This is a genomic window from Anaerotignum sp. (genome assembly GCF_045122575.1).
GTDB lineage: Bacteria > Bacillota > Clostridia > Lachnospirales > Anaerotignaceae > Anaerotignum_A.
On record NZ_JBGVHV010000068.1, the window covers coordinates 25,325 to 37,278 of the forward strand.

Genomic DNA, 11,954 nt, shown 5'->3' on the forward strand with positions numbered 1-11,954 from the left:
ACAAAACGGGCTTCGGATATTTCATTCGAAGCTCATTTTATAGAAAAGAGGTGATCATCTTGCGGCTGGAATTTTGCACCATTGCCAGCGGAAGCAGCGGCAACTGTACATATATCGGCTCTGACCATACCAGAATTCTGATCGATGCGGGCATCAGCGGCAAGAAGATCGAGGAAGGGCTGGCAGAACTGAAACTGACGGGCAGCGATATCGATGCCCTGTTCATTACCCATGAACATGTAGACCATATCAAAGGGGCGGGCATCCTTTCCAGAAGGTTTGATATTCCCGTGTTTGCCACAGCGGAAACATGGGCGGCCATGGAAGGCAGCCTTGGGAAGATTGCACCCAGCAACAAGCGGATCATTTACGGGGATGAAATGTGTCCCATCAATGATCTCTGCGTGAAGCCCTTTTCCATCCCCCATGACGCGGCAGAACCGGTGGGCTATAATATTTTCGCCGAGGGAAAGAAAATCACCCTGGCAACGGATATCGGCCATGTGACGGATACCATCCGTGAAAATCTGGAGGGCAGCGACCTGCTGCTGCTGGAATCCAACCACGATATCGATATGGTGAAAAAGGGCAGCTATCCCTGGCATCTGAAACAGCGCATCCTTGGGGAAAGAGGGCATCTTTCCAATGTGGCTGCAGGGGAGCTTCTGACAGAGATCATGTCTGGGAAACTGAAATATGTTTTTCTGGGACATCTTAGTGCGGATAATAATGATCCCCACCTTGCTTATGAAACAGTTGAGGGTATTTTGAGAAAAAAACAGATCGAAGTGGGGACGCACCTGAAAATGGATATGGCGAGCCGTTTCCGCAACGGCGTGAAAGTGGAACTGTAACAGGAGGCTGCGATGAAGGTTACGATCGTTTGTGTCGGCAAATTAAAGGAAAAATATTGGCGGGATGCCATTCAGGAATACAGCAAGCGCCTGAGCCGTTATATGAAGCTGGAGATCATCGAGCTGGCGGACGAAAAAGCCCCCGAAACCATGAGCCCTGCTCAGGAGGCGGAGGTCAAGGATAAGGAAGGGCAGCGGATCCTGAAAAATGTGAAGGATGATGCCTTTGTGGTGGCGCTGGCGGTGGAAGGCAAGATGCTTTCTTCCGAGGAACTGGCGGATTTCATGGCGAAAAAGGCGGTTGGCGGCGTGAGCCACATGGTGTTTATCATCGGCGGTTCTCTGGGCTTATCTCCTGCGGTAATGCAGCGGGCGGATTATGCGCTGAGTTTCTCCAAGATGACATTCCCCCATCAGATGATGCGTGTGGTACTGCTGGAGCAGATCTACCGTTCTGAAAGAATTCAGAGAAACGAACCCTACCACAAATAAGAGAGGAAAGATATCATGGATAAAAAGAAAAAAGCAAAAATGCTGCGTTTTGTTGGTCTGGTATGCTGGTTTATGGCACTGTTCATGCTGCTGGACGGCAAAAATGACGAGAAAAAGGCAGAGGAAGAAGCAAAGCAGAATGCTGTTGTGATGGAAACACAGGAAAAGGCGCAGACCGGCGAAGGACTGGAAAGCACAGTGATCTTCCCTTCCGAAGACTGAGTGAAAATGAGAAAAGCCCCGATTTTTTTCGGGGCTTATTTTTATGCGTATTATTTTATTCTCCGCAACAAACGAAGTTTGCTGCAAATCGGGTTCCAAGGGAGTGACTCCCTTGGTGGGAGTTTGAGGGCAAAGCCCTCAAGAAATTAAGACTGCAGGAACGCTTCGCCGATCTTGAATACATCCCCTGCGCCCACTGTCATCAGCAGATCGCCTGCTTTGCAGTGTTCTTCCAGATAAGCGCGGATGGCATCGAAATCACCTACATAGCGGGCAGGTTTGCCTGTCTGGGCCACTCGTTCCGCCAGCATGGCTGCGGTGATGCTTTCGTCCAGCGCTTCCCTTGCGGCAAAGATATCCGCAACGATGATTTCATCTGCATCTGCGAAAGATTCGCCGAACTCATCAAACAGGAACTTTGTTCTGGAGTAGGTGTGGGGCTGGAATACGCACCATGTCTTGTTATGCTGTACCTTTTTCGCTGCCGCCAGAGCTGCTCTGATCTCTGTAGGATGGTGTGCATAGTCATCGATGACCTGAATACCGTTCTTTTCACCTTTGCGCTGGAAGCGACGGTCTGTGCCGCCGAAATGCAACAGGCCTTTGCGGCAGTCTTCTGCATCGATGCCCAGATAGTGGGCGGAAGCGATGGATGCCAGCGCGTTCATAATATTATGGTCACCGGGCACGTTCAGATGGATGGGGCCGAAAAATGCGCCTTTGTAATATACATCAAAGGAATTGGTGCCGTCGTTTTCGTGTACGATATTTTTTGCCTGCCATGTGGCACCGTCCTGCATACCGAAGGTTTCGGCGGTGCAGTCCAGTTCTGCTGTCAGTTCTTCCACGTTTTCGATCTCCTGATTGATGATGACAGCTCCTTCTGTGGGTACGCGCTGGGCAAAAGCGTGGAAGGAACGGCGGATATGGGCCAGATCTTCAAAATAGTCCAGATGGTCGCTTTCCACATTCAGGATCACGCCGACCATGGGACGGAACTGCAGGAAGCTGTCGAAATATTCGCAGGCTTCTGCTACGAAGAAGGGAGAATGGCCGATCTTCAGATTGCTGCCGATGGTAGGCAGAATGCCGCCGACGGTGATGGTAGGGTCAGTGTCTGCCGCCAGCAGGATCTCGGAGACCATAGAGGTGGTCGTGGTTTTGCCGTGAGTGCCGGCTACGGCGATGGAGTTGCCATATTCGCCCATGATCTCACCCAGAAGATGGGCTCTGTCCATCAGAGGGATGCCTTTTTCATTGGCTGCCATCAGTTCGGGGTTATCGGGATGGATCGCTGCGGTATAGACTACCAGATCCACGTCATCGGTGATGTTTTCTTTTCTGTGACCAAAGTTGACCTGAATGCCAAGGCTCTGCAGATGTTTCACCACAGGAGATTCCTTCAGATCCGTGCCGGATACTCTGCAACCGCGGTCAACCAGAATTTCAGCCAGCCCGGACATGCTGATGCCGCCGATGCCGATGAAATAAATATGCTGATCTTTTTTAAATGTTGTCATATTTTTCTTCGCCTCAATTCCTGTTGAAATGGGTGTTTTTTTCTTGATTTATGCATATATATATTTCGTTTATCATTATAGTATACAGGAGTTGGAATGGCAATCTCCCCCCCTGGTATTTCTATATTTTATACAGAATGGAGAAGGGATAATCCTACGAAAGTACCATAATCTTAACTATCTTTTTGTGACATTTGGGCAAAAAGTTGACGAATTTTACTAAATTTCGGTAAATATTTTATTGGAATTCATTTGCATTAAAAAAGCCATGTGTTATAATAAATACATCGAAGTGTGTACTTTGGTATATATATACAACCTGAAAAGAGTGGGGTGTTAGCAATATGCGCAAAAAAGAAATGATTGCAATGTTACTGGCGGGGGGTCAAGGCAGCCGTCTGGGTGTGCTGACAAGAAAAGTAGCAAAGCCTGCAGTGGCTTATGGTGGGCGTTATCGTATTATCGATTTCCCTTTAAGCAACTGTATCAATTCCGGTGTTGACACAGTGGGTGTACTGACACAGTATCAGCCTCTGCGTCTGAACCAGCATATCGGTATCGGTATTCCTTGGGATCTGGATAAGAAAAATGGCGGTGTGACGATCCTTGCGCCTCATGTAAAAGTCGGAGATTCCGGCGAATGGTTCAATGGTACAGCAAATGCCATTTATCAGAATATCGATTTCATCGACAGCTATGATCCGGAATATGTCCTGATCCTGTCCGGTGACCACATCTATAAGATGGACTATTCTGAAATGCTTCGCTGTCATAAGGAAAATGGTGCAGCAGCGACAATCGCTGTTATGGAAGTTCCTATGGACGAAGCAAGCCGCTTTGGTATCATGAATACAGAAGCAGGCGACAAGATTTACGAATTTGAAGAAAAACCTGCAAATCCTAAGAGCAATCTGGCTTCCATGGGGATTTATATCTTCACATGGGACAGACTGCGTGAAGCACTGATCGAAGATAACTCTATCCATCCCGACAGTGACTTCGGTAAACACATTATCCCCAAAATGCTGGAAGAAGGCCAGCCCATGTATGCATGGAGATTCCAGGGTTACTGGAAAGATGTAGGTACAATCCAGTCCTACTGGGAATCCAACATGGATCTGATCCGTACTCTGCCGGAATTCGACCTGTATGAAGATTTCTGGAAAATCTATACAAACAGCGATCATCAGCCTCCTCAGTACACAGCAGCAGATGCTAAAGTGGAAGAATCCCTGCTGTCTGACGGCTGTGAAGTTTATGGTGAAGTTTACAGCTCCATTCTGGGCCCCGGCGTTATCGTTGAAAAAGGCGCAGTGGTAAAAGATTCCATCATCATGGCAGGCACAGTGATCGGTGAAGGTTCTCTGGTTGACAAATGTGTCATTGATGAAAAATGTAAGATCGGTAAAAACGTGCAGATGGGCGTTGGCGAAGATGTTCCCAACGAACTGAAACCTGCAATCTACAATACAGGCATCACAGTTATGGGCATGAACTCCATCGTTCCCGATGGCGTTGTAATGGGTAAAAACTGTGTAATTTCCGGTGCAACAGTTGCTGCAGACTATCCCGACGGTAAACTGGCAAGCGGTAAATCTGTAATCAGGGAGGTGTAAGCAATGAAAGCAATCGGTATTATTCTGGCAGGCGGTAACAATGACGGCAGACTGGGTGTTCTGACTGACCATCGTGCAGCAGCGGCACTGCCCGTAGGCAGCTGTTATCGTGCCATTGACTTTACATTGAGCAATATGTCCAGCAGCGGTATCGGTAAGGTTGCTGTTCTGACACAGTTCAACTCCCGTTCCCTGAGAGACCATCTGATGTCCTCTAAATGGTGGGACTTCGGTAGAAAACAGGGCGGTCTGTTTGTATTCACACCTTACACAAGCAAAGAAGGTTCCACATGGTTCCGTGGTACAGCGGACTCCATTTATCAGAACATGACATTCCTGAAACGCAGCAACGAAGAATATGTTGTGATCACATCCGGTGACTCCATTTACAAAATGGATTACAAGAAAGTGATCAAAGAACACGTTGCAAAAGGCGCAGATATCACTGTTGTATACCAGAACATGGCTGGTAAGGATCTGTCCAAATTCGGTGTTATGGAAGTTGCTGAAGACGGCAGACTGATGGGCTTTGAAGAAAAACCCGCACAGCCTAAATCTGAAAATGCATCTCTGGGTATCTATGTGATCTCCAGAACACTGCTGATCAACCTGCTGGAACAGGCGATCCCTGAAGGCAAATATGATCTGGTTAAGGATATTATCATCCGTTTCATCCCTACACTGAAGATCTATGGCTATGAATACAATGGCTACTGGAATTCTGTTGGTGCAGGTACAGCAGCATATTTCGCAGCAAATATGGACTTCCTGAACAAAGAAGTAAGAGATCATTTCGTAAGTGAATATCCTTACATCGCTACAAAACCTAAGGATGAACCTCCTGCAAAATTCAACAGAGGTGCGGATGTAAAAGATACAATCACAGGCAGCGGCTCCATTTTCGATGGTAAAGTGGAACATTGCGTAGTATTCCGTAAAGTTCGCGTAGGCGTAGGCGCAGTTGTGAAAAATTCCATCCTGATGGAAGGCTGCCAGATCGGCGAAAACTGCGTGGTTGAAAATGCGATCCTGGACAAATACGTTGTTCTGACTGCAGGCCAGAAAGTGATTGGCACATCTGCTGCAGAGCCTGCGATCCTGAAAAAGGAAACCGTTCTTTAAGAATTATCAGAAAGTCTTAGACCGAAAGGTCTAAGACTTTTCTTTGTTTTCTCAGGTTTTTTAGTAAAAGAGCATATTGAATTTTATCGGGAAAAATGAGATACTTAATAAGTTGTGTATACATTTTGAATATTCACGTCAGGGCTTGACGGAGGAGGAAAATATATGAAAAATCTGAAAGCGATCATTCTGGCAGCCGGTGAAGGCTCCCGTATGAAATCTAAAAAACCCAAAGTACTTCATGAAATCCTGAATAAGAGCATGGTGGACTATGTGATTGAAACAGCAAAAGGCTGCGGCGCAGAAGACGTTTGCGTTGTGGTTGGCCATAAGGCAGAAATGGTAAAGGAAGGCATCAGATCCGAAGGTGTTTCCTTTGCCCTGCAGGCAGAACAGAAGGGCACAGGTCATGCAGTGATGATGGCAGGCGACTTCATCGATGAAAACAGTGACATGATGATCCTGTACGGGGATACACCCCTGATCACAGGGGAAACACTGGCGAAACTGGTGGAAGTACACCGCTGCGAAGGCCACGGTGTAACAGTGGTATCCTCCAAGGTGGAAGACCCCACAGGTTACGGCAGAATCATGAGAGACGATCATGGTGCATTTCTGCGCATCGTGGAACACAAAGATGCTTCCGAAACAGAAAGACTGATCAACGAGATCAATACAGGGATCTATATTTTCAACGGCAAAGCGCTGAAAGCATCTCTGGGCAAGTTGAATAACAACAATGCCCAGGGGGAATACTACCTGACAGATTGTCTGGAACTGATCCTGAAAGAAGGCGAAAAGGTAGAAGCGGTCATTGCCAGAGATGCAGATGAATTCTTTGGCGTAAACAGCCGTGTACAGCTGGCAGAAGCGGCACAGATTATGAAAAACCGCATCAACCGCAAACATATGGAAAATGGCGTGACGATCGTGGATCCCGCAAACACATATATCGGCAGCGACGTTGTGATCGGCAGCGACACAGTGATCCTGCCCGGCTGTGTGATCGAAGGTAAAACGATCATTGGCGAAGACTGCGAAATCGGCCCTCACTCCAGACTGACAGATATGAAACTGGGCGATGGTGTGAAATTCCAGAATTCCACAGCCATTGAATCCGAAATCGGCAACGAAACAACGGTAGGCCCTTATGCCTATATCCGTCCCAACTGCCATATCGGCAACAAAGTAAAAGTGGGCGACTTCGTTGAAGTGAAAAACTCCAATGTGGGCGACGGCACAAAGATCCCTCATCTGGCTTATGTTGGTGACACAGATGCCGGCGAAAAGATCAACTTTGGCTGCGGCAGCATTATGGTAAACTATGACGGCAAGAAAAAACACCGTACTGTTGTAGAAGACGGCGTATTTGTTGGCTGCAACGTAAATCTGGTTGCCCCCGTAACTGTGAAAAAAGGTTCTTATATTGCAGCAGGTTCTACCATCACAAGAGACGTTCCTGAAGAAGTGCTGGCCGTTGCAAGGGCAAGACAGCAGATCATCGAAGGCTGGGTAGAAAAGAGAAAATAATCACGAATCTGAAAAAAATGTCGAAATTTGGTTGAATTTCTCGGCTTTTCGGTGTAACATAATATTGTATGGGCTTATATTACCTAAAAGATATTTTTATAGGGGGACAAACACATGCTTAATTCCGGCATTAGCAACATCAAAGTTTTTGCCTGCAATTCCAACAAAGAGCTGGCAGAATCCATCGCAAGCAAACTGGGCCTGAAACTGGGCGATTGCGAAGTTGAAAAATTCAGCGATGGCGAAATTTCCGTAAAAATCAATGAAACAATCCGTGGTGCGGACGTATTCATCATTCAGTCCACATCCTATCCTGTAAATGACAACCTGATGGAACTGCTGATCATGATCGATGCGATGAAACGTGCATCCGCAGCAAGAATCACAGCAGTTATGCCTTACTATGGCTATGCTCGTCAGGACAGAAAAGCAAGAGCAAGAGATCCCATCAGTGCAAAACTGGTTGCAAACATCCTGACAAGTGCAGGTGCTGACCGTGTGCTGACAATGGATCTGCACTGTGCACAGATCCAGGGCTTCTTCGATATCCCCGTAGATAACCTGGTTGGCAGCCCTCTGCTGACAAACTTCTACATCAACAAATACGGCGAAGAACTGGAAAGAGACTTTGTTGCAGTTTCTCCCGACCTGGGCAGCGTAACAAGAGTTAGAAAATTTGCTGAAAAACTGAATATCCCTATTGCGATCATCGATAAACGCAGACCTAAAGCAAATGTCAGCGAAATCATGAACATCATCGGTGATATCGAAGGTAAAAAAGTAATTCTGGTTGACGATATGATCGACACAGCAGGTACAATCACAAACGCTGCAAACGCACTGAAAGAAAGAGGTGCTGTTGAAGTTGATGCATGCTGCACACACGGTGTTCTGAGCGGCCCTGCTCTGGAAAGAATCAACAACTCCGCAATCACAGAGCTGCTGGTTCTGGATACCATCGAACTGCCCGAAGAAAAGAAAATCGACAAGATCACAATGGTTTCCGTTGCAGATATGTTTGCAGATGCGATCAACTGTATCCACAAAGGTGTTTCTATTTCTCAGCTGTTTGACTGATTTTCATTTGCAATGAAAGCAAAGACCCACTCTTAGGAGTGGGTCTTTTTTTGCGTTCTGACTGTAAAATTGTTCATTCCGGAGCAAGAAAAAATAATGCCCAAAAACCCCTGTTGGAATCCTCCGGGAAACTGGTGCTTTTTTGATTTTCGCGGAAAAAACCAACTGGCAAAACTTACAATTTTTTGGTAATGTGGTTGACAAAGTAGGTGAAATAGATTATATTGTTAAAAGTAAAACAAGCGGAGGCAGGAAATATGCCCATACGCAGTCTGGGATTTGCTCCGTTTGCTATAAAAATTTTACTACCCACAATTTATTAAAATTTTTATTTTCTTAGGAGGAAGATTCAAATGAAAATTGCATTTTTCGACACAAAATCTTACTGGGTTGACGGCTTCAAACCTATGGCAGAAAAATACGGCTATGAAATCACATTCTTCAACGAAAGACTGACACCCGCAACAGCTCACCTGGCTGCTGGTCACGATGCTACATGCTCTTTCGTTAACGACGAACTGCCCGCAGAAGTTGTTAACACACTGAAAGATCTGGGTATCAAAGTTCTGCTGCTGAGATGCGCAGGTTTCGACTCCGTAGATCTGGAAGCTGCAAAAGCTGCTGGTCTGCCCGTTCTGCGTGTACCCGCTTACTCCCCTCAGTCTGTTGCTGAACAGGGTGCTGCTCTGCTGATGACAATCAACAGAAACACACACCTGGGCTGGGAAAGAACAACAAAATTCAACTTCGACATCGCTGGTCTGACAGGTATCTGCCTGCACGGCAAAACAGCTGGTGTTATCGGTACAGGTAAAATCGGTCAGTGCATGATCGACATCCTGAAAGGCTACGGCATGAAAATCCTGGCTTACGATGCATTCCCCAACCCCAACCTGGGTCTGGAATATGTAACACTGGATGAACTGTATGCTCAGTCCGACGTTATCACAATCCACTGCCCTCTGATGCCCGCTACAAAACACATGATCAACGCTGAAGCTATCTCCAAAATGAAAGATGGCGTTATCTTCATCAACGTTGCTCGTGGTGGTCTGGTTGATTCCGAAGCTCTGGCTGATGCTCTGGAAGCAGGCAAATTCCGTGGCGTAGGTGCTGACGTTTGCGAAAAAGAACATGAATACTTCTTCGAAAACTGCATGGACAAAGAAAAAGATCCTACACTGGCAAGACTGCTGGCTAACCCTAAATTCGTTCTGTCCGGTCACCAGGCATTCCTGACAGTTGACGCTCTGGAACAGATGGCTCTGATCACTCTGGAAAATGCTAAAGCATTCCTGGCTGGCGAAGAACTGGTTAACGAAGTAAAATAATCTGATCTGATTACATATTAGTTAGATTCCAAAGGCGGATGTGAAAACATCCGCCTTTTTTTATTTCTCTTTTTGTGCTATAATGACGGCAGAAAAGAACAAGATAATATTGTTTGGAACAGCTCTAATTTTTTGATTAGAGCATTTCGTTGTGTATAGAATCATAGGAGGAATAATCATGGGTTTATTTGACAGATTCAAAAATCAGGAATCCAAAGGACAGGAATTTTACTGCATCGTTGGTCTGGGCAACCCCGGCAGACAGTATGAAGAAACCAAGCATAATGTTGGGTTCAAGGTTATCGATCGACTGGCGGAAAAATATGATATCAAAGTAGACAAATTTAAAAACAAGGCCTTTGTCGGTGATGGCACCATTCGCAACAAGCGTGTGCTGCTGGTAAAACCTCAGACATATATGAATCTGAGCGGGGAAAGTGTAAGAGAAATTGTAAATTTCTATAAAATTCCACTGGAAAGATTTGTTGTCATTTTTGACGATACCAGCCTGCCCTGCGGCAGTGTGCGTATCCGTGAAAAGGGCAGCCACGGCGGCCATAACGGGATCCGCAATATCATCGATCAGATGGGCACAGATCAGTTCTATCGTATCAAAGTCGGCATTGGCGAAAAGCCCAGCGGCTGGGACTTAGCCGATTACGTTCTGGGAAAATTCAACGAAGATGATCTGCCTGCCATGGACGAAGGCATGGACAAAGCCGTGAAAGGCGTGGAACTGATGCTTTCCCGCGGCATTGCAGAAGCAGCAAACCGTGTGAATCAGAAGCCCAAAACCATGAAAAAACAGAAGGAACGGTCTGAGGCGGAAAAAACCGAAGCAGAACAGAAAAAAGAACCCGTTGAAACGAAAGAAATTTCTGCAGAAACAACGAAAGAAGTGACGGAATGATGAAAGCCCTCATGGAACCCCTGCTGGAACTGGGCAGTTTTCAGCAGGTATTGCACAGCATAAAGGAAAAACAGACCCCTGTTTTTGCCACAGGGGTGATTGATGCTGCAAAAAATCATCTGGCCTGTTGTCTGAAGCAACAGACCAACAGCCCCCTTTTCATCCTGACTTACAGTGAACTGCGGGCAAAGGAAATTCTGGAGGGGATGGCCTTTTTCGAAAAGGACTGCGTCTATTATCCCGCCAAGGATATCCTCTTTTACAGTGCCGATGTGCATAGCATGGAAATGAACCGTCAGCGGTTCCTTGTACTGGAACGATTGCTGAAAGGGGAGACTCCTGTCATTGTTGCCTCTATGGAGGCTCTCTTGGATAAATATCCGAAAAAAGACGTTTTTTCCTCTTTCCTGCTGAAGCTGAAGCCGGGGGATGTGGCGGAGATCTCCGACCTGACCAGAAAGCTGGTGGTCATGGGGTATGAACGGACGGAACTGGTGGAAAGCCCCGGTCAGTTTACCCTGCGCGGCGGCATTCTGGATGTCTGGTCTCTGACGGCAGAGGATGCGGTTCGTATCGAATTCTGGGATGATGAGATCGATTCCATCCGCAGCATGGATGCCCAGAGTCAGCGTTCTGTGGATCGATTGGAGGAAACGGAAATCTTTCCTATGCGGGAAATGGTCTATACGGAAGAACAGGCGGCGGAAACGGCTGACCGCATCACAAAGGAATATATAAAAACGCTGAAAAATCTGGAGAAAAAAGGCTGGGAAGAAGCGGCGGAACGTCTACGGGAACATATCGGGGAAGATGCGGAACTGCTGCGGGCGGAGCATACCCTGCCTGCCGTAGGTGCCTATGTGGATTATTTTTATGACGAGACTGTCAGCCTGCTTTCTTATCTGAATGAAAACACCATCCTTTGCATCGATGAGCCGGAACGCATTCGGGAGCACATGGATATCCTGACGGAGGAATATCAGGAATCTGTAAAAGGCCGTATTGAGCAGGGCTACCTGCTGCCCGGCCAGAGCCATATGCTCTATCGGTATGCCGATATTTTGCAGCAGATGGAAGGCTTTGCTACAGTCCTCTTTGCAGGGCTGAGCCAGCGCACGGCGGATTTCCATCCCAAGGCAGTAGCGGATTTTGCTGTTCGCTCGACCCCTTCCTTCCAGCAGCGGGCAGATCTGTTCGTGGAAGAACTGCAGTATCTGAAAAAAGAAAATTTCCGTACCCTCATCCTTGCCGGCAGCGGCACCAGAGCCCAGCGCATGGCG

The 11,954-nt window shown here is 47.0% G+C and carries 9 protein-coding genes and 2 pseudogenes; 10 read left to right on the forward strand and 1 reads right to left on the reverse strand.

All coding sequences use genetic code 11. The annotated features are described in order from the left end of the window. Positions 1 to 59 precede the first annotated feature (59 nt). Genes ACJMLT_RS03170 through ACJMLT_RS03180 form a run of 3 tightly spaced genes read left to right on the forward strand, consistent with a single transcriptional unit; the run spans position 60 to position 1,568 of the window. Positions 60 to 854: an MBL fold metallo-hydrolase gene (locus tag ACJMLT_RS03170; protein WP_405726480.1), complete on the forward strand. Its 795-nt coding sequence runs from the start codon at positions 60 to 62 to the stop codon at positions 852 to 854. A gap of 12 nt (positions 855 to 866) precedes the next feature. Further along, positions 867 to 1,346: a 23S rRNA (pseudouridine(1915)-N(3))-methyltransferase RlmH gene (rlmH, locus tag ACJMLT_RS03175; RefSeq protein ID WP_405726483.1), complete on the forward strand. Its 480-nt coding sequence runs from the start codon at positions 867 to 869 to the stop codon at positions 1,344 to 1,346. 15 nt (positions 1,347 to 1,361) lie between these two features. Then, positions 1,362 to 1,568, forward strand: a complete 207-nt coding sequence (locus tag ACJMLT_RS03180; RefSeq protein ID WP_405726486.1) for a hypothetical protein — start codon at positions 1,362 to 1,364, stop codon at positions 1,566 to 1,568. A gap of 146 nt (positions 1,569 to 1,714) precedes the next feature. On the opposite strand, the gene murC is transcribed toward ACJMLT_RS03180, so the two are convergent. Beyond that, entirely contained in the window at positions 1,715 to 3,088 is a 1,374-nt protein-coding gene (gene murC, locus ACJMLT_RS03185; protein ID WP_405726489.1) for a UDP-N-acetylmuramate--L-alanine ligase, read from the reverse strand. Between the two features lie 344 nt (positions 3,089 to 3,432). Here murC and ACJMLT_RS03190 point away from each other — a divergent pair, with 344 nt between their 5' ends. The 7 genes and pseudogenes from ACJMLT_RS03190 to ACJMLT_RS03220 all read left to right on the forward strand — a co-directional run. Continuing rightward, entirely contained in the window at positions 3,433 to 4,704 is a 1,272-nt protein-coding gene (locus ACJMLT_RS03190) for a glucose-1-phosphate adenylyltransferase (protein WP_405726492.1), read from the forward strand. A 3-nt stretch (positions 4,705 to 4,707) separates the two neighbouring features. Continuing rightward, entirely contained in the window at positions 4,708 to 5,826 is a 1,119-nt protein-coding gene (gene glgD, locus ACJMLT_RS03195; protein ID WP_405726495.1) for a glucose-1-phosphate adenylyltransferase subunit GlgD, read from the forward strand. A gap of 165 nt (positions 5,827 to 5,991) precedes the next feature. Continuing rightward, positions 5,992 to 7,356, forward strand: a complete 1,365-nt coding sequence (glmU, locus tag ACJMLT_RS03200; RefSeq protein ID WP_405726498.1) for a bifunctional UDP-N-acetylglucosamine diphosphorylase/glucosamine-1-phosphate N-acetyltransferase GlmU — start codon at positions 5,992 to 5,994, stop codon at positions 7,354 to 7,356. 129 nt (positions 7,357 to 7,485) lie between these two features. Further along, positions 7,486 to 8,433 (forward strand): ribose-phosphate diphosphokinase, encoded by a 948-nt coding sequence (locus tag ACJMLT_RS03205; RefSeq protein WP_405726504.1) that lies wholly within the window; start codon positions 7,486 to 7,488, stop codon positions 8,431 to 8,433. 353 nt (positions 8,434 to 8,786) lie between these two features. Next, positions 8,787 to 9,764 carry a 2-hydroxyacid dehydrogenase gene (locus ACJMLT_RS03210; RefSeq protein WP_405726501.1) on the forward strand — a complete coding sequence of 326 codons (978 nt, stop codon included), beginning with the start codon at positions 8,787 to 8,789 and terminating at the stop codon, positions 9,762 to 9,764. A gap of 178 nt (positions 9,765 to 9,942) precedes the next feature. Next, positions 9,943 to 10,557: pseudogene (gene pth / locus ACJMLT_RS03215) on the forward strand (aminoacyl-tRNA hydrolase); the annotation flags it as partial. A 113-nt stretch (positions 10,558 to 10,670) separates the two neighbouring features. Then, positions 10,671 to 11,954, forward strand: a pseudogene (locus ACJMLT_RS03220) (hypothetical protein); the annotation flags it as partial.

Excerpts from the sequence above, each read along its gene's own strand:
- glgD (WP_405726495.1), top strand. The coding sequence starts at position 4,708 with ATGAAAGCAATCGGTATTATTCTGGCAGGCGGTAACAATGACGGCAGA.
- ACJMLT_RS03190 (WP_405726492.1), top strand. The coding sequence starts at position 3,433 with ATGCGCAAAAAAGAAATGATTGCAATGTTACTGGCGGGGGGTCAAGGC.
- ACJMLT_RS03180 (WP_405726486.1), top strand. The coding sequence starts at position 1,362 with ATGGATAAAAAGAAAAAAGCAAAAATGCTGCGTTTTGTTGGTCTGGTA.
- rlmH (WP_405726483.1), top strand. The coding sequence starts at position 867 with ATGAAGGTTACGATCGTTTGTGTCGGCAAATTAAAGGAAAAATATTGG.
- ACJMLT_RS03210 (WP_405726501.1), top strand. The coding sequence starts at position 8,787 with ATGAAAATTGCATTTTTCGACACAAAATCTTACTGGGTTGACGGCTTC.
- glmU (WP_405726498.1), top strand. The coding sequence starts at position 5,992 with ATGAAAAATCTGAAAGCGATCATTCTGGCAGCCGGTGAAGGCTCCCGT.
- murC (WP_405726489.1), bottom strand. The coding sequence starts at position 3,088 with ATGACAACATTTAAAAAAGATCAGCATATTTATTTCATCGGCATCGGC.